Here is a 16,235-nt window from a genome sequence, read left to right as displayed (position 1 = left end):
TGGACGTACTGCGGCACTTATGACGTGTTTGCCAGCTTCAAGCCCCTTGCGACAGTGGCCGAGTGACGGCCTCCGAAAGTATTAATTATGTTCACCTAAATTTGCCAGTGCAGAGGTCACGTAGCTCAGCCTGGCAGAGCGGCTGACTTGTAATCAGCAGGTCGTGGGTCCAAATCCCACCGTGACCTCCATTGTCTTACCTACACAGTGGCGCTCTATGCCATCGCGCGAACGACGTTATTTCATAATCGCCTTTCTCACCGGCACCTACGGCGAGCCCTATTTTTCAAATATTTCACTTTTTACGGGGATCCGCCTATAATGCGACAGGCAAAGATCCATGCATAATCTTAATCTAAAGCCTGATGGTATTAGGAGTATTGCAGTTCAGGCACGTGCTTGCGCTGGGCATTATCTTTGGTGTCACTTCTATTACTCCGCATGCTGCTTATGGTCATGGCTGCCAGGCGCAGGGTTGGGGTTGCTTCACGCCTTGGCCGACAGCCATTCTTTCAAGTTATTCAGAAGTCACAAATATCGTTTCGGCCGTTGGCATGATACTGATCGTCGCAATGATAATATTCAAATTTGATTACCTGCAACGCAGCGACTTTTATGCAGTAAGGTATAGCCCCGCTGCAAACCGCCTTGACCGACTGCTGTTCAAAGGCAGAGACAAGCGCAAGATCATCGCAGCCATGCCGTTCTTGATATTCGGAGGTTACCTCGCGGCTGCAGGACTTTACTCGATGTTCGCTTTTGATAACTTGCGAAATGTTGATTTTGCCATAATGGTCGCAGTCTTTGCCCTTCCTCACCATAGGCGTATTTCTGATGGCATTTGGCCTCAAGGCAATATCGTTTGACACGTTAAAGAAAGAATCTCTGTCTGTATGAGGTCGTGTGTTCAAACCGCCATTATCCCAATGATAGAGCGTCCAAATCCTATCATGACCTCACGTTTCTCTCCATATTGCCTTTGTCTTTGCAAGCGCGACAAATCCCACCAGGTACGCCGCCTGCACGCCAAGCCCCAGCGCAAGCGACCAGTCCGAAGGCGTGGGCAGGCCCATCACGTATTGCAAGAGGATCGACGCGTGTGTTGTCGGCACGGCGTACGAAAGGTACCGCAGAGTATCAGGCAGGGTGGCGACTGAGTAAAATACTGGTGGCAGGACGGCCAGTATCACGTTGACAAACGATATCACCTGCGTCGCGTTGCGCATGTGGAGCATGTGCGACGACAGGAAAAAGCCCATCGCAGACATGGACCCCCACAGCAAGAGTATCGTGGCGATCAGCAGGGGCACGGCCACTATTGACGCGCCGAAATATACGACCAGTATGGCAAGCACGGTGAGCGCCGGCAGGCCGAACATCAGCTCTGAAAGCGCGAGCCCCATCATGTAGGTGAGGGGCGACACCGGCGACGCCACAAAGACGTCCTGTATCTTGTACTCGGTCTTGTAAAACGAGATGTCCTGCCCGAGCGCAAGGCCATAGCCGACGAGCGCCATCACGAGGCTGCCGGCCACGGCCAGGTGGACGTACTGACCGTTCGACACGACAAAGAGCACGAACAGGAGCGAAAACGGGCTTATCGCGGTAAAGACAAGCGACATGGGGTTGCGCCGGAGCCACAGTATGCCGGTCAGGTACGCTATCAAAAACGCCTGCCTGACGGGGAGCAGCTCCTGCGTCATTTGCGCTCCTCCGAGATGCTGCCGACCAGGTGCACGAAAACGTCGTCGAGCGTGACTGGCGACACCGTGAACGGCAGGTTGCGCTTGAGTGCCAGCTCTGACAGGTCGCGCACGGCCGACTCGAAGGTAAAGACGCGCAGCATCCCGGCGCCCGTGTCGACCACCGACCCGTACGGCTCTAGCGACTCGCGGTCAAGGCCGTCCTTTGATATGTCTATCCGCGTGTTCTGGGGTATCACCCTGCGCAGGTCCTGTATGGTGCCCTGCGCTATCACCGAGCCCTTGTCGATGATGACGATATAGTCAGACAGCACTTCTGCCTCGTCCATGTAGTGCGTCGTGAGAAGGATTGAGCCGCCCTTGGCCTTCCAGTCCTTGATGGCCGACCACACCTGGCGCCTCGATACCGGGTCAAGGCCGATGGTGGGCTCGTCGAGAAAGAGCAGTTTTGCGTCGACTGCCATGGCCATGGCGACGAGTATCTTTTGCTTCATGCCCCCCGACAGGTTCATGGCCGGCCTGTCGCGGGCGTCCCACAGTTCCAGCCGGCGCAAAAATTCCCCTGTCTTTTCCTTTGCAGCCTGCTTGCCCTCGCCCCTTATCCGCAGCCAGTTGTAGACGTGGTCCCAAGGCGTCAGGGCGCGCAGCGGCCTGCCTTCCTGCGGCACGACCGAAATGACGCCCCTGATGTCCTTTGCCTGCCTCACCACGTCGCAGCCGAGCACCCTTATGCTGCCGGACGTCGGCATCAGCTGAGTCGCGCACATCCGGACAAAGGTGGTCTTGCCCGCGCCGTTGCGTCCAAGGAGCGTAAAGACCTTGCCGGCCTCTACCTGCAGCGACACTGCTTCAAGGGCAGGTCGGCCAGAGCCCTTGTAGACCTTGGTCACGCGTTCAGCTTCTATAGCAAGCAACACGATTCAGAGGTACGGCCTGTAATGTAGAGGTTTTGACTATAGAGCCTGCAGATAGACGGATCATCGACGAGCCTTTTATGCTATCGAGGCGAACTGTCATTGTCAGGAAAGCCTGACGCATCATCTGCCCTTCCGAAGACCAGACCGTATCCCGGCACGACCCTGCCTCCTCCCTTTAGACAGGGCCGCCGGGGTTTCGATATCCAAATAAGCCCCACCAGACCAAGTTTATGCTGTGAAAAGAGAGTTCGTAATAGCAGTTATTGAAGCTTCCAAGGACGGCAGCCCATACGTCTATGTCACATTCAACGACCCCAAGGACTACAAGCAGTCAGACAACAGGACCATGAACCCGTTTGGCCAGAACGCCATGTCATTCAACTCTATAGAAGAGATGATGAAGAACATGCCCAAGATGATGGCAGGTCTCGGCGGCGCGCCCACAGAAAGCCCGGTGATCAAGTTCAGCATGAAGGACTATCAGGACATGGGAATAAAGGTCGGCGACAAAGTATCTATCGAGATTTCAAAGGTCGAGGCAAGCGGCGTTTAAAGCATTAAATAATCAAACCGCACTATACCAGATGCTTTGGAACAGCAGCGAAAGGTGCGCGCAGAGGTAAAGCTGCCACTTATTCTCATTCACACTCCTTTTGGCCTGGACTTTTTCGACAGGGTGGCGAAATGGCCCGGAGCCAAGGCATGGGCCAACGTCAACGCCTATTTCATGCCCCTCATCACCGCGCTTGCAATATTTCTAATCGTGGGCTCGCTTGCAGTCCTCTTTTCCAACGCCGACGCGAGGGCAGGCGTAAGCAGCCTTGGGCCGCAGGCAAACCTGCTCATCCCGGGCCTCAACCCCTACCTGCCGATAACGTACGGCTGGATTGCCCTCGTCGTCACCATCATCATCCATGAAGCCGGCCACGGAATACTGGCCCGCGTCTACAATATCCGCGTCGACTCGACCGGCATTGTATTATTGCTCGGATTGCCGATAGGCGCGTTTGTCAATATTGAGCGCGATGAGCTTGCCAAGGCGACTCTCAAGCAAAAGAGCGCCGTGCTGACTGCCGGCCCGCTCAACAACATGATACTTGCGGGGCTGTCACTCCTTGCGCTTTTCCTCATAATGTCGACCCTGACGCCGCTGCCGCCAAACCCCAATGGACCACAATTTGGCGCGCTGGTGACAAATGTCAACCCGGACTCGCTTGCAGAATCCATAGGCCTCCCACAGGGTGCCACAATTCAGACGGTTGCAGACCAGGAGATAAGAACGGTTGAAGCGCTCGGAAGTGCACTGCGGGGCAATCTCGGGCAGACAGTCAACATTACATGGGTCGAGCAGTCCGGCCAGACCGTAATAAAGGCAGTAACGCTGCCGAGCGCAGTCGAGCCGGGTAGAGGCATACTGGGTATTAGTGTTTTTGTGCCAGACCCCGTAAGAACGCTTGAAAATTACAAGGGCGCATTTGGTGCAAATGCACTGCAGTTATTGCTCCCTCCAACAATTCAGCCAGGATTGGTACCATATTCAGATACAATGGCGCCAATGTACGAGTCGTCGATTGGGCCGTCGTGGGCAATAATGGCCAACATGCTCTTCTGGCTGTGGTTCGTGAACTTTAACGTCGGCATCTTTAACGCGCTGCCGATAGGCCCGCTGGACGGAGGGCAGCTATACGGCTCCATCCTTGAAAAGAAGATCAGGTCAGTGGCAATAGCCAAACACGCCGCAAACCTCCTCACCATAGCGATGGTGGCAATAGTCGCAGCGTCGATACTGCTGCCTTATGTGAGGTAGGACAAGTCCTACTGCAATCTCCTGCCAGCCAATTATTCGATTGGCTGTTGCATCCCGCGTGCTTTTGTTGCAAGCCACGTTGTCGATTTACAGCCGAAAAGAAGAGGTGTGGTGCCAGCAGGCCTGTCTATGCGGCATTCCTATGAGGATACACTGCATACTGCTGGTTCTATACGCGTAATAACTGACATAATCGTGGCACTGCGTATGCAAAATTCGGGCTTGAAGCATAAATAAGCAACCAGCTTTTGAACAATATGTTCAATTTGGGGAATTTTTTTGTTGCAAACGAGGATGCTAAACTTTCTGCATCAAAGACGGCAGCAGTGATTTTGCTTGGCGCGCTCGTCTTGATGCCAGTAGTGAACGCGTGGGCGCTTTTTATAAATGGGACACCTGGCGACGACGTGCTTGACGGCACAGCAGACGCAGACGAAATTTCAGGGCTTGCAGGAAACGACCTGCTGCGAGGCAACCACGGAAATGATGCAATGAATGGAAATGAGGGGGACGATCGCGTTTATGGCGGAACTGGAAATGACAACGTGCAGGGCGGCGAAGGGAGTGACACTGTAGGCGGCGATGACTGAGACGATACCGTTGACGGCGGTACAGGAGACAACAAGATCTATGGCGGCAGCGGAGACGACACAATGACAGGACTTGCCGGAAATGACATCATGGTCGGCGGTCCGGGGAACGACAGGATGGATGCGGGCGCAGGCGGCTCGACAAGTAACCCGGACAGATTGTATGGAAATGACGGCGACGACTCCATGGGCGGAGGATTTGGAAGCTTCCTGATGGTTGGCGGGGCCGGGAACGACAGCATGGGATTTATCTTTGGAGTGAGCAGGATGTGGGGTGGCGACGGACACGACACGCTGGCCGGCGGCAGGGGCGGAAGCAACTACATGAACGGCGGCGAGGGCAACGACATCCTGAGAGGCGCACCTCCTTCTGGGGTTGACACCATGGACGGCGGCAACGGCGATGATATGTTTACCGGCGGCGGTGATGCGGACCACTTTATCTGCGGTGCAGGCGTAGACACCATCACCGACTTTGACCCTGAACAGGGCGACACCAAGACGGCAGACTGCGAGAACTTTTGACGATGCAGGTGGGAGTAGTTCCACTTTTCCCTTTCTTTTCAATACATTCCATTATCAATCATAGTCTAGTTTGAGTCTGGCAATGAATGCCAAATTGAGGGCGAAACTACCTTCGGTTATTAGCCCGCGACTTGCAACAAAAGCACGCGGGATGCAACGGAACTGCAAGGCAGTATGCTTTTATAGCAGAAAATTAAAGTACACATGCTTATTGCCGGTTTATGCAGTAGCATTTTCTCTATTGCAGGGCAACCGCGATACAGCGGACTGATAAAAAGTTGGAAAAACACGAGATTGAGGATCTAGAGTCACCCAGGAGGCCAAGGCAGGAGCTGAGAAGGCAGCCTGACGCCCCAGTTTCAAAGGTGACCACGGAAAGCGAGGACGAAGTCGCCAAGACGATACTGCAATCCATACCGCCCGACTCACAGATAACCAATGTCCGGTTCGAGGGCCCGACCATCGCGCTCTATACGAAAAATCCAAAGTTCGCCCTGACAGAGCTTACGTATTATTTATCGTCGCTTTCAAAGACGCTCAAAAAGAGGTTTGTCATACGCACCGACACGTCCGTGCGCATTGCAGAAGACGCCACCCGGCAGGCAGTAGCAAAACTCTTGCCAAAGGACGTGCAGGTGTCAGCTGTCTTTTGCGACGACGCCACGGGCGAAGTGGTGCTTGAAGTCAGCAGGCCGGAGGCCATAGATCCTGCCATGATAGTGCAGATAGCACAGTCCACAGGCTGGATAGCGCACACGCGCAGGTCGCCCCACATCCCGTCGACCAGCATCAATACCATCCATTCCACGCTAAAGAGCTCGGCCCGGGAGAGGAGCGACTTTTTGCAGAAACTGGGCACGCGCTTATTCAGGAGCCCGCTCGTCGTCGGCAACGGATACGACAGGACCGAGGAGCCGTCATCCCCCAGGCCGCAGGGCTGGTCCACCAACAAAGAAGAGGTAATGCTGTTCTGTCTCGGAGGAGTCAAGCAGGTGGGCAGGTCGTGCTTTATCGTAGTCACGCCAGAGAGCAAGATAATGCTGGACTGCGGCATCAACCCCGGCGAGCCGTCCGGCCTTGACGCCTACCCGCGCCTCGACTGGCTCAACTTTAACTTTGACGACCTGGACGCTGTAGTCATTGGCCACGCCCACATCGACCACCAGGGCTTTCTGCCGGCGCTATTCAAGTTCGGCTACCGCGGGCCGGTCTACTGCACCGAGCCGACGCTCCCGCTCATGACGCTTCTGCAGATGGACTCGGTCAAGATTGCCCACAGCAACGGCACATACCTGCCCTACGAGGCGAGGGATGTGCACGAAGTGATAAAGCGCACGATAACCCTGCCGTACGGCAAGCCGACCGACATCTCGCCGGACATCACAGTCACGCTCAACAACGCCGGCCACATCATGGGCAGCTCCACGGTGCACCTGAACATCTCTGGCGCGCACAACATACTCTACTCTGGCGACTACAAGTACGCAAGGACGCAGCTTCTGGACAGCGCCGTCGCCACGTACCCCCGCGTAGAGACTCTGATAACCGAGAGCACGTACGGCAACTCGTCAGACGTGATGCCGGACCAGCAGTTTGTCTACCGCAACTTTACCGACTCTATCAACAAAGTATTGATTGAAGGCGGCAAGGTGCTGATACCGGTGCCGGCAGTCGGCAGGGCGCAGGAAATAATGCTCGTCATGGCCAAAGAGATGAGCGATGGCAGGCTGGTAGAGTGCCCGATTTACATCGAGGGCATGATATCAGAGGCAAGCGCCATCCACATGTCGTATGCCCATTATCTAGGAGCCGACGTCAGGAGATCGGTGTCGCAGGGCATCAACCCATTCCAGTCAGAATACTTTACAGTAATAAGCGGAGGCAAGCGCGAAGAGGTGCTCAACGACGAGAACCCCGCCATAGTGATGGCGACTTCCGGCATGCTCGAGGGCGGGCCATCCGTTGAATATTTCAAGGAACTCGCGCCAAGCCCCAAGAACAAGATAATCTTTGTGTCATACCAGATAAACGGCACGCTTGGCAGGCGCGTCCTTGACGGCAACGTGTCAGAGGTCAGCATGATGGACAAGTCCGGCAAGCTGAAAGTCGTCCCGGTGCGCTGCCAGACGCAAAAGATTGACGGCTTTTCTGGCCACAGCGACTTTAACCAGATAATGAACTTTGTGGCCAAGGTCAAGCCCAAGAGGGTGCTGGTCAACCACGGAGAGAGGACCAAGTCTGAAAACGTCGCAAGTGCCATCTATTCGAGGCTAAAGATTCGCTCCGGCGTGCCAGATAACCGCGAAATCGTCCGGCTCAGGTAAAAGCCAGCCATAGCATTTTTATCCTGTGGGTGACATAGTTGTTTCCGAAGGCCGTGGCTATCAGGTACAAGTGCGTAAACTGCAATATTGTTCTTTCAGGCGAGGGTGCCTCAAGGCATTACCTTGCAAATCCCAACCACAAGCTGGAAAAACTGCCCCCGCCTCCAAAGCCGGTAAAGAATCCCACAAGGTAGCCGCCTCGATTCGGGCGGGATTGGGTAAATTATCGCCGCAAAGGGCTGGAAACAGGCAGCTATTCCCGGATGCTTTCCAGCGTCGACACGACCTGCCACAGCATGGTGCGTATGTGCGACTGCATCTGCGGACTCTGGGTCGCAGAGTCCAGCAGGCTGATCGCGTTTGCAGCCCTCACCGAGATGCTGCCTGACTTTTCGTCCTTGAGCGCCATCAGGACCTCCTTTATCATGTTGCGCACGCTCTTTTGCACATCGTTGTTCTTTGTAATGGCGTCAAGGGTGTCAACGGCGCGAGTAAGGCGCTCCCGGTTCTCCTTTTCCTTCTGCTCCTTTTTAGATGATGTAGTTGTCAAGCTTAAACCTCCAGCAGTCGTGGTCATTTAATGACAGTTGCTTTTGAATGTTTTCGTTAATAGTCCAAAGCAGCCTGCTCGGCCTGCGCCGCCAGCTCCTTTACGTGCTCGGCGCCCTTTGCAGTCAGGGAGAACAGCTGCGCGTCGCCGTCCTCCACGCCGTCGGGGAGCGTCGACCGGACATAGCCTTCCTGCAAGAGGTCGCGCAGCGCATATTTCAGCAACAGCTCAAAGTATCCCTTGTTGATGTCATAGTCGCTTTCGTGCTCGGCCTTTTGCGGCACAAGCCACATCTTTATCTGTGCAAGGCTGGCGCCGGTGGAACCAAAGCCGGCATGCAGGTTTGCAAGTATGGCCCTCGACGCGGACTCAGTTTCCATGCCCTGCCGGTACGTCGCTATCAAATAAATGGCTTTTGCTGCTGGAACATTGTGCACAAGTCATCAAAGAACAGCCACGCGCGGCAACACTCCGACTAACCGCGTTTGCGATGGGACTAGGCTAGTATCCGCCGGCAATAAAGCGCGTGTCGCAGATTTTTTCGACCGTCATGATGCCGTCCATCTCGGTTACCAGCTCCATGGTCGCTATCGCAGAGCAGGTTGCGCACCTGGTAGCATTTTGAATCTAGCGAGGGCCACAGGGCGAGTTTGGATGTCTTTTTGCACTGTACCAGTAGCCTGCATCTGCTTATTTGGCTTTGAACTTGCCATTGCGCCACTTTAAAGGCGGGCTTGGCCTACAATCTTGCTGAAAACAATGTCATATACAAGAGGATCTTATGGTGGCGGCCGCATAAACTTTGGCGGCCCAAAGCCGGTGGAAATGGGCAAGGAATACGTGGTTCAGATTTCTGAGCAAGGCAGGCAGGGCGACGGGATTGCAAGGATTCAGGGCTTTATCATCTTTGTAGAGGACGGCAAAATGGGTGAAAAGACGAGGATAAAGATAACAAGGGTAGGCGACAGGTCTGCAGATGCGCATGTCATAGCTGGTGCCGTAGAAGAGAAAGCACAGCCAGAGACGGCCTCTGCCCTCGAGAAAACTAGCGCAGAGACCAGCATTGACGCGCCAGTAATCAAAGAGAAAGCAGACCTTCGTGATTACAAGGCACCCGGCAGGCGTAAAGATTTCTAGAATAATCTTGGAAATATCCGCAGCTATCGACTTTTTGCAAAGGTTGCTGCAGGGAATTTATACTGTGTGTGGCCATCGCATGCCATGGAGCAAGTGCGGTGCAACATCTGCCAAGTCTCGATAGAGGTTTCCGCGGCCAAAGAGCACGCCATGCTGCAGTCGCACGCCGAGCAAAAGGCAAGGCTTGAAGGCGAGTTGCTCGCTACAAAGCGGGCAGAGTACGACCGCGACAGCTCTGTGGCCAGCCAGTGGGCGACTACTTTACAATGACCACGGGGCACTTGGCGTCTTTGAGCACCTTGCTTGAAACGCTTCCAAGGACGGCCTCGGTTATCTTGCCCCGTCCCCGGCTCCCCATCACTATCATGTCAAACCCGCCTTTTTCTGTATAGTTGACTATTGTGGTGGCCGGTTCGCCCTGCGCCATGACTGCCTCTATTTTCACCCCCCGGCCCGTGGCAAGCGCCTCGTACTCGTCAAGCACCGCGTCGGCCTCTTTTTTGTACTTGGCCATGGCATCGTCAAGCACCTTTTGAGACTCGATGTAGACGGTGGGGGGTTTTTCCATCACGTACAGGGCTGTGACTGAAGAAGAGCTGTCCTTTGCCATTGTGACGGCCTTTTCAAGGGCGCGCTTTGAATTCGCAGAGCCGTCTACAGGGACAAGAATCTTTGAAGGCATTGCCAGTCATACCATCCTGCGCTATTTTACCCTAATGGAGGGTCAGGTCCTGCGGCAGAAGGAACTGGATCACGAGGCTGATTCCATACATGACTGCGAGGATGATGCCTATCTTTAGGCCGATCTCTTTTTTGAACATCATCCCGACCGCGATCAGCGTTACGGCAGTTACGAGTATCATCTGGTATTCAAGTATCGGGTTTGCCTCGATGGAGACAAAGAACCCTCCGTGGTACATGGCGCCAAACACCGCGACTGCAAGCAGCAGGGTATTATTGAGTATCTTGGAACCAAGCACGTTTGCCACGGCTATCGAGGCGCCTGCCGCGCCCTTTCTTGCGAGCAGTATCATGGATATCTTTTCAGGCATCTCGCCGGCGATGGGGCTGATGATGACTGCAAGGATGATGACGGATATGCCGACCTCTGTAGAAAAGCCTTCTAGCGAGTTGATGAACGGCCCTGCGCCAAAGAATATGCCTGCCGTGCCTGCCGCAAACGCGAGCATCGCCTTTAGCATCGTCCTGCTGCTGACCTGGGCGTGCTGTACTTCCACTACCTTGTGCCCGCCGGCAGTCTCTGTCTTTGCCACCTTTGCCTTTTTCTTGTCCGCCTGCATCTCGACAAGGGCCATCACGAGGTAGGCGACAAACATGCCGGCAAAGATGAACCCGTCGATATAGTTGTAGCCGTCAAGGAACAATAATGCGCTTACTATTGCTGTTGCAAGCAGGAAAATCTTGTCTAGCTTGAAGGTAGAGACGTCGATGCCTTTCAGCGGTGATTTTGACAGCCTCGTGGTGGCGACAAGGAGCATTATCGCAAGCCCCAAAGTCATCATGAGCAGGTTGCTTCCAAGGCCGGCGCCTATGGCAGTGCCGTAGAACCCGCCGGCTGCGGCGTATACTACAATCGCTATTTCGGGCAGCGTCGTTGCGACGCTCAGGAGGGTCCGGCCGACAAACTTGGCGCCGTACTTCATCGACAGGTGCTCTGCGCCGTATGACAGCACCCAGCTGGCAGCTGTGAGCTCGCCAAGCCACAAAAGCATAAACAAAAGATTGTTCTCGGCCAAAGCGCTACTCGAATTGTGAAATTAGCCAATATAAACTAAAAGTCACGCCGGGTAAAGACGTATGGCGTGTCCATCTCCTGGTCGGCGGTCCACTGCGTCGGCAGAGTGACTGTCGCCAGCACCTCCAGGCGATGGCTCTTGATCACGCTGCCCCACCCCCATTGCAGGTGGTCACGCGAGTATTTCTTGGGCGTATGGCTACCCATGAAGACAAACCCCGCACCCTGCATGCCCGGCATCGACAGCACCCTTGAAATGACGCTGTTGGCAAGCATCTCGCCCATCTCGGGCATCGCCGAGATAAAGAATGCAGGATTTTTCAATCCAAGCGACGAATAGTCAAAGCGCGTCGCGTCTGCGCGCCTAGTGTCGTGCGCTACGCCTGTCTTTTGCGATATCCTGCCCTGCAGCTCCACCAGCCCCTCGTCTATCTCTATGCCGCAGGCGCGCATGCCGGCCGCCTGCGCGCAGTAGGATATCCTGCCGTCGCCGGAGCCAATATCCACCACCTGCCCAAAGCCAAGGCTCTTTGCCTTGTCCACGAGCGCGTACGCCGATAATATCCAGGTAGGGTAAAAGGCCTGGTAGCTGGTGTCGTGCTTTATGCTGCCCAGCCAGTACTCGTTGATGTCGCCCTCGTAGATCCTGCAGGGGATGCCGAGCACCGACAGGTCGCAAAAGCGGGAGTAGATCGGGTTGCACTCTGCAAACCTGCGAAGCAGCGAGAGGATCGACGCGTCTATCGGCAAAATATTGGACGGCTCCAAGGGCATGACTTCGTAAAAGTGGGCGGCGCCATTGTAGGAACGGGCCAGCTCCGCCTTGAGCGCCACTATTGCCTGCGCCAGCTTCAATAGACCGACTCCGCGCTCGGGCGCAGGCCGCGCTTCATGCTCTTGTGGCCGCATTCCTTGCACAGGTAGATTCGCCTTCGCTTGTAGGTGTAGATGGCTTCAGGGTCCTCGATCATGTCGTGGACGGTGCGAGCCATGCACCGGTCGCAAAAGCGCCGCTCTGTTGCCAATGTCCTCTTTGCGCAGCTGTAATTTTAATATGTATTGGCTTTGCTAGTCATGCGATGGCCACGGTCTACACCGAGCTTTTCCAGAAAGAATGCGAAAACAGGTTCGGCATCACCAGAGATGCAGTCAGAGATGCCATAGTGCAGCCGGACAAGGAGCAGCGCCTGTCTTCGCAGGGATTGACGCTCATACTGTACAGCAAAAAGGCCCCCGGCTCTGACGACTATTTCGTGGTCAACACCCACGTCCAGGGCCAGGACCTGGTAGTCGACCTCGCCTTCCGGCTGAAAAAAGAGCTCGTCGAAGAGGCCAAGACGGACCTGCCGTTTCCCCTCATGCAGGCCCTCGCCCTGAGGTTCGGCCTGCCAGTCAAGGTGGGCGAGCGGGAGACGAAATTCATCTACAACGAAGTGATACCGGTGGCAAGCAAGGACATCAAGCGGGCGATGCTCATCAGCAACCACGAGGATAGGCCGCTCATATCTGCGATATGGATGCGGATGCTCCAGAACGACCTCGGATTTCTGGCCCAGTGCGCGCTTGTATTCTGCCTCGACTCCAGGGCGTATAACGAGTGGCTGGGACTCTAGCTTTTTATATAACTTTGTCAGATAATTGTCGTATGCGCGAATCCATGGTGCAGATGCACTGGGACATCAGCAAGCTGCTTTCCCTTGGCGTCGACGAGCAGTTCCTGAAGGAGAGCGATATCACCCCGGACCAGGCGCGGGACCTGGTAAAGGGCATACTCTATTTGCGCGAGCGCTACAAGGAGTAGCTACTTTTTCATCTTTTGCTCCAGCAGCGCAGGCACTTCTGCTGGCCTCTTGGCAACAGGCACGCAGGCCTTGGCATAGTTTGACACCTTGGACTCGGCAGAGCCATAGTTGCCGTAGACGATGGCGCCTGCGTGGCCCATCCTCTTTTCCTTAGGTGCCGCCCTTCCCGCGATGTATGCCACAACAGGCTTGCCAAACGAAGTGTCGATGATGTATTGCGCCAGCTGCTCCTCTGCGTCGCCGCCTATCTCGCCCACGACGACCACAGAGTCGATGTCGGGCCTGTCGCGCACGAGTTCAAACGCCTCGATGAGGTTCGTGCCGTTGACCGGGTCGCCGCCGATGCCTATTCCTATCCTCTGGCCAAAGCCCCTGCTTGTCAGGCTGAACGACACTTCGTACATCAGCGTGCCGCTGCGCGAAAACACCGCGGTCCTGCCTGCCTTGAACGGCTGCGCGGGCATTATCCCGACCTTCATCACTTCAGGGATTATGACGCCTGCCGTGTTTGGGCCCACCATCCTTGCGCCCTTGCTCCGGGCATAGTCGACCAACTTTATAGAGTCGCGGATTGGAACATGCTCTGGTATCGCGACCAGCAGCTTTATCCCGGCGTCCAGCGCGTCCATCGCGGCTTTCAGGAAAAAGGGCGCGGGGACAAAGATCCCCGATATCTGCGCGCCGGTGGCCCTGACCGCCTCTGCCATCGTGTTGTAGACCGGCGTCCCTTCAAAGTCCTGGCCGCCCTTGCCCGGCGTAACGCCTGCGGCGACGTTTGTGCCGTACGCCTTCATCAGCCGCGAGTGCGTTGAGCCAAAACCCCCGGTGATGCCCTGGATCACGACGGGCTTTTTCTTGTAGTCGCTGTCATTCCTGTCCCCTTCAAGCGTCTTGAATATGTCAAACTTTTCCATTATTGCCACCTACTGCTTGACGGCCGCGACCGCCGCGACTATTGCTTCGTCGACCGTGCCATATAGCTTCGCCCTGCTTCCCTGCAGCATCTCTTTGGACTTTTCCGACTCGGCGCCGGAGATTCTCGCAAACACGGGCACGCTGATGACATTGTTCCCGTAGGCGTCAAGTATCGCCTGCGCGACCAGCGACGTCTTGACTATCCCGCCAAACAGGTTGACCAGGATTGCGTCGATGTGCTTGATCTGGCTTATCACCTTCAGCGCTTCATAGATGGTTTCAGTGGTCGCCTTGCCTCCAAAGTCGAGGAACGCGCCGGCCTTGCCTCCCGCGTCTGCGACGAGGTCCAAAGTCGACATGACGAGGCCTGCGCCGTTGCCGAGGATGGCAATGTTGCCTTCAAGCTCGACCAGTGAAAAGCCCGAGACCTCGGCCTGCTTTTCAAGTTCCGACACGTGCTCGTATTTCTTCAGCTCGGGGTGGCGGAACATAGAGTTGTCGTCTATTATCACCTTGGCGTCTAGCGCGATCATCGAGCCGTCGCCAAGGATTGCGACAGGGTTTATCTCGGCCAGCTCGGCCTCTTTTTCGCCGGCCATCTTTGACAGTTTCGTGGCGAGGTCGACAAACGCGACCACCGCGTTGCCGGCCAGCCCGAGCTTGTGCGCCGTGTCCTCTGCCACCTGCGGGCTCAGGCCCCCAAGCGGCACGTCGACGACTACTTTGTTGTCGGAAGTTTCAATCTCGACCCCGCCTTCTGCCGACGCGATGAGCGAGTAGCAGCGCTTGCCCCTGTTGAGGAACAGCGAAAGGTACAGCTCTTGCTTTATCGGCGCCATCTCTTCAAGCAGTATGCCGCGGGGAAGCTCGCCTTTGACCTCCTTGTGGACGAGATCGGTAAATTTCGGCTCCAGCTCGTCTTCGCTTTTTACTTTCAGGATGGCGCCGGCCTTGCCCCTGCCGCCGACGGTAAGCTGCGATTTTAGTACCAGCGGTATCCCAATTTTCTTTGCGCCTTCCCTGGCCTCGGCAATGTTGTTGGCCAGCTGCGAGCGCGGTATGCGTATCCCGTATTGATCAAACAGTTCCTTGCCCTGATATTCCAGCAGTCGCATTTGACATTGAGGCTGCGATTTCCGTTATTTATAACTCTATTTTGCCGAAACCTGATCTTTTCTGCCCGGCGTGAACTTTACTATGGCAAGGTATACCAGCGACGCGGCCGCCAGGCTCGGGATGGTGGCCCCTATCGCGGGCATCTCTTTGATGTACAGCGGCGACAGGGGCGATATCGTAAAGTTCAGCAGGACGCCGATGGCCCACGCGGCCACCGCAGGCCATCCCACGCCCTTCTTGCCGTACATCATGTGGTCGGCGTATTTCTGCCGCTTTACAATGTAATAGTCAGTCAGCACCACGCCAAAGAGCGGGACAAAGACCGCGCCTATCAAGAGCAGGAACGTCTCATAGTTCTGGATGGTCACCACCATTGCAAGGATTGTGCTTGCCGCGGCAAAGCCTATGACCAGGTGCTTTTGGCTGACGCGGGAAAATATGTCCTGCGCCGAGACGGCCGCCGAGTAGACGTCGGCAAACGCGTTGTCTGCCTCGTCCACGATGAGCAGCAGCATAAGAAAGCCAAAGAATATCGCCTGTATCGCGATTATTATCGCCACCACGTCAAACGTGCCAAGAAGCACGCCGCCAAAGTAAAACAGGATGTTTGTGAGCGCAAAGCCTACCATTGTGGCCCAGAACGCGGCCTTGCTCTTTTTTGCAAAGCGGTTATAGTCGGCCACCAGCGGCATCCACGATATTGGCATGGCAATCACCAGGTCAAGGGCGGTAAAGAACGACATGCCCTTGCCAGGCGACGAGATGACATCCGCGGCGCCCGGCGACAGGAGGAGCGTGACAATGATTACGGTGGACGTGCCGTACGCAATCCATACCGCAAACTTGGCGAGCCACTGCCTTGCGACGGCAAGCGGGCCGGCTATGGCAAGGACCGCCACCAGGGTCCCAAATACCGCCGCCCAAGCAGGGTAGGGGATTGCGCTCCCGGCAAGCAGGTCTGCCGCCCTTGCCATTATCATTATCTCAAAAGTCGTCCATCCCACCAGCTGCAGGATGTTGAGGATTGCAGGCATGTACGAACCCAGTATGCCAAACGCGGGCCGCATGCTGACAAGCGACGTCACCCCGTGGT

At 55.6% G+C, this 16,235-nt stretch carries 22 protein-coding genes, 1 tRNA gene and 1 pseudogene; 13 read left to right on the top strand and 11 right to left on the bottom strand.

The window, feature by feature from the left end:
* Positions 1-114: 114 nt before the first annotated feature.
* Positions 115-191, top strand: a tRNA-Thr gene (locus ACREAY_RS03835).
* Between the two features lie 189 nt (positions 192-380).
* Complete coding sequence (locus ACREAY_RS03830; RefSeq protein ID WP_431754439.1) at positions 381-866, top strand: hypothetical protein; 486 nt, start codon at positions 381-383, stop codon at positions 864-866.
* A 90-nt stretch (positions 867-956) separates the two neighbouring features.
* On the opposite strand, the gene ACREAY_RS03825 is transcribed toward ACREAY_RS03830, so the two are convergent.
* Together ACREAY_RS03825 and ACREAY_RS03820 are read right to left on the bottom strand one after the other, a co-directional pair.
* Entirely contained in the window at positions 957-1,703 is a 747-nt protein-coding gene (locus ACREAY_RS03825) for an ABC transporter permease (RefSeq protein WP_431754438.1), read from the bottom strand.
* The gene (locus ACREAY_RS03820; protein WP_431754437.1) at positions 1,700-2,617 is read right to left on the bottom strand and encodes an ABC transporter ATP-binding protein; all 918 of its coding nucleotides are present in this window, start codon (positions 2,615-2,617) and stop codon (positions 1,700-1,702) included. The genes ACREAY_RS03825 and ACREAY_RS03820 overlap by 4 nt, the downstream gene beginning before the upstream one ends.
* Positions 2,618-2,855: 238 nt before the next feature.
* Between ACREAY_RS03820 and ACREAY_RS03815 the strand changes: the two genes are divergently transcribed.
* The 7 genes and pseudogenes from ACREAY_RS03815 to ACREAY_RS03785 all read left to right on the top strand — a co-directional run bounded on the left by ACREAY_RS03815 (position 2,856) and on the right by ACREAY_RS03785 (position 8,060).
* On the top strand, positions 2,856-3,173 hold the full coding sequence (locus ACREAY_RS03815) for a hypothetical protein (protein ID WP_431754436.1): 318 nt from the start codon (positions 2,856-2,858) through the stop codon (positions 3,171-3,173).
* A 36-nt stretch (positions 3,174-3,209) separates the two neighbouring features.
* Entirely contained in the window at positions 3,210-4,427 is a 1,218-nt protein-coding gene (locus tag ACREAY_RS03810; RefSeq protein WP_431754435.1) for a site-2 protease family protein, read from the top strand.
* A gap of 353 nt (positions 4,428-4,780) precedes the next feature.
* Positions 4,781-5,017 carry a calcium-binding protein gene (locus ACREAY_RS03805; protein WP_431754434.1) on the top strand — a complete coding sequence of 79 codons (237 nt, stop codon included), beginning with the start codon at positions 4,781-4,783 and terminating at the stop codon, positions 5,015-5,017.
* Between the two features lie 12 nt (positions 5,018-5,029).
* Positions 5,030-5,143 (top strand): annotated as a pseudogene (locus ACREAY_RS03800) (calcium-binding protein); the annotation flags it as partial.
* Positions 5,135-5,542 carry a calcium-binding protein gene (locus tag ACREAY_RS03795; protein ID WP_431754440.1) on the top strand — a complete coding sequence of 136 codons (408 nt, stop codon included), beginning with the start codon at positions 5,135-5,137 and terminating at the stop codon, positions 5,540-5,542. The pseudogene ACREAY_RS03800 and the gene ACREAY_RS03795, both read left to right, overlap by 9 nt.
* 278 nt (positions 5,543-5,820) lie before the next feature.
* A complete protein-coding gene (locus ACREAY_RS03790) occupies positions 5,821-7,866 on the top strand; it encodes a beta-CASP ribonuclease aCPSF1 (protein ID WP_431754433.1) in 2,046 nt (681 codons plus the stop codon).
* A gap of 38 nt (positions 7,867-7,904) precedes the next feature.
* Positions 7,905-8,060, top strand: a complete 156-nt coding sequence (locus tag ACREAY_RS03785) for a hypothetical protein (RefSeq protein WP_431754432.1) — start codon at positions 7,905-7,907, stop codon at positions 8,058-8,060.
* Positions 8,061-8,119: 59 nt separating this feature from the next.
* Here ACREAY_RS03785 and ACREAY_RS03780 read toward each other — a convergent pair whose 3' ends face one another.
* On the bottom strand, positions 8,120-8,416 hold the full coding sequence (locus ACREAY_RS03780; RefSeq protein ID WP_431754431.1) for a UPF0147 family protein: 297 nt from the start codon (positions 8,414-8,416) through the stop codon (positions 8,120-8,122).
* Between the two features lie 56 nt (positions 8,417-8,472).
* Entirely contained in the window at positions 8,473-8,796 is a 324-nt protein-coding gene (locus ACREAY_RS03775) for a hypothetical protein (RefSeq protein ID WP_431754430.1), read from the bottom strand.
* 379 nt (positions 8,797-9,175) lie between these two features.
* Between ACREAY_RS03775 and ACREAY_RS03770 the strand changes: the two genes are divergently transcribed.
* Both ACREAY_RS03770 and ACREAY_RS03765 read left to right on the top strand, forming a co-directional pair.
* A complete protein-coding gene (locus tag ACREAY_RS03770; protein ID WP_431754429.1) occupies positions 9,176-9,553 on the top strand; it encodes a TRAM domain-containing protein in 378 nt (125 codons plus the stop codon).
* An 84-nt stretch (positions 9,554-9,637) separates the two neighbouring features.
* Complete coding sequence (locus ACREAY_RS03765) at positions 9,638-9,823, top strand: hypothetical protein (protein ID WP_431754428.1); 186 nt, start codon at positions 9,638-9,640, stop codon at positions 9,821-9,823.
* Here ACREAY_RS03765 and ACREAY_RS03760 read toward each other — a convergent pair.
* The 4 genes from ACREAY_RS03760 to ACREAY_RS03745 are packed head-to-tail and all read right to left on the bottom strand — an operon-like array spanning position 9,810 to position 12,334.
* Complete coding sequence (locus ACREAY_RS03760) at positions 9,810-10,235, bottom strand: universal stress protein (protein ID WP_431754427.1); 426 nt, start codon at positions 10,233-10,235, stop codon at positions 9,810-9,812. The two genes, ACREAY_RS03765 and ACREAY_RS03760, sit on opposite strands and share 14 nt — an antisense overlap.
* Positions 10,236-10,266: 31 nt before the next feature.
* A complete protein-coding gene (locus ACREAY_RS03755) occupies positions 10,267-11,310 on the bottom strand; it encodes a sodium:calcium antiporter (RefSeq protein ID WP_431754426.1) in 1,044 nt (347 codons plus the stop codon).
* 35 nt (positions 11,311-11,345) lie between these two features.
* Positions 11,346-12,164 (bottom strand): hypothetical protein, encoded by an 819-nt coding sequence (locus ACREAY_RS03750; RefSeq protein WP_431754425.1) that lies wholly within the window; start codon positions 12,162-12,164, stop codon positions 11,346-11,348.
* Positions 12,161-12,334 carry a hypothetical protein gene (locus ACREAY_RS03745; RefSeq protein ID WP_431754424.1) on the bottom strand — a complete coding sequence of 58 codons (174 nt, stop codon included), beginning with the start codon at positions 12,332-12,334 and terminating at the stop codon, positions 12,161-12,163. The genes ACREAY_RS03750 and ACREAY_RS03745 overlap by 4 nt, the downstream gene beginning before the upstream one ends.
* Before the next feature lie 54 nt (positions 12,335-12,388).
* On the opposite strand from ACREAY_RS03745, the gene ACREAY_RS03740 reads away from it, so the two are divergent.
* Together ACREAY_RS03740 and ACREAY_RS03735 are read left to right on the top strand one after the other, a co-directional pair.
* Positions 12,389-12,922, top strand: coding sequence for a hypothetical protein (locus ACREAY_RS03740; protein WP_431754423.1), 534 nt, complete (start codon positions 12,389-12,391; stop codon positions 12,920-12,922).
* 32 nt (positions 12,923-12,954) lie between these two features.
* Entirely contained in the window at positions 12,955-13,110 is a 156-nt protein-coding gene (locus tag ACREAY_RS03735) for a hypothetical protein (RefSeq protein WP_431754422.1), read from the top strand.
* On the opposite strand, the gene ACREAY_RS03730 is transcribed toward ACREAY_RS03735, so the two are convergent.
* The 3 genes from ACREAY_RS03730 to ACREAY_RS03720 form a co-directional block, all read right to left on the bottom strand.
* On the bottom strand, positions 13,111-14,025 hold the full coding sequence (locus ACREAY_RS03730; RefSeq protein ID WP_431754421.1) for a succinate--CoA ligase subunit alpha: 915 nt from the start codon (positions 14,023-14,025) through the stop codon (positions 13,111-13,113). It abuts the gene before it with no gap.
* A gap of 9 nt (positions 14,026-14,034) precedes the next feature.
* A complete protein-coding gene (locus ACREAY_RS03725) occupies positions 14,035-15,141 on the bottom strand; it encodes an ATP-grasp domain-containing protein (RefSeq protein ID WP_431754420.1) in 1,107 nt (368 codons plus the stop codon).
* A 36-nt stretch (positions 15,142-15,177) separates the two neighbouring features.
* A partial coding sequence (locus ACREAY_RS03720; protein ID WP_431754419.1) for a purine-cytosine permease family protein occupies positions 15,178-16,235 on the bottom strand: 1,058 nt, incomplete at its 5' end.

Origin of the sequence: Nitrososphaera sp. (genome assembly GCF_050748925.1) — an archaeon.
GTDB lineage: Archaea > Thermoproteota > Nitrososphaeria > Nitrososphaerales > Nitrososphaeraceae > Nitrososphaera.
Note: the sequence above shows the minus strand (reverse complement) of the source record. Positions and strands in the feature narration are given on the sequence as shown.

Coding starts and splice junctions, on each gene's coding strand:
- ACREAY_RS03825 (WP_431754438.1), bottom strand. CDS start 1,703: ATGACGCAGGAGCTGCTCCCCGTCAGGCAGGCGTTTTTGATAGCGTAC.
- ACREAY_RS03805 (WP_431754434.1), top strand. CDS start 4,781: ATGCCAGTAGTGAACGCGTGGGCGCTTTTTATAAATGGGACACCTGGC.
- ACREAY_RS03795 (WP_431754440.1), top strand. CDS start 5,135: ATGGATGCGGGCGCAGGCGGCTCGACAAGTAACCCGGACAGATTGTAT.
- ACREAY_RS03775 (WP_431754430.1), bottom strand. CDS start 8,796: ATGGAAACTGAGTCCGCGTCGAGGGCCATACTTGCAAACCTGCATGCC.
- ACREAY_RS03770 (WP_431754429.1), top strand. CDS start 9,176: ATGTCATATACAAGAGGATCTTATGGTGGCGGCCGCATAAACTTTGGC.
- ACREAY_RS03765 (WP_431754428.1), top strand. CDS start 9,638: ATGGAGCAAGTGCGGTGCAACATCTGCCAAGTCTCGATAGAGGTTTCC.
- ACREAY_RS03760 (WP_431754427.1), bottom strand. CDS start 10,235: ATGCCTTCAAAGATTCTTGTCCCTGTAGACGGCTCTGCGAATTCAAAG.
- ACREAY_RS03740 (WP_431754423.1), top strand. CDS start 12,389: ATGGCCACGGTCTACACCGAGCTTTTCCAGAAAGAATGCGAAAACAGG.
- ACREAY_RS03735 (WP_431754422.1), top strand. CDS start 12,955: ATGCGCGAATCCATGGTGCAGATGCACTGGGACATCAGCAAGCTGCTT.
- ACREAY_RS03730 (WP_431754421.1), bottom strand. CDS start 14,025: ATGGAAAAGTTTGACATATTCAAGACGCTTGAAGGGGACAGGAATGAC.
- ACREAY_RS03725 (WP_431754420.1), bottom strand. CDS start 15,141: ATGCGACTGCTGGAATATCAGGGCAAGGAACTGTTTGATCAATACGGG.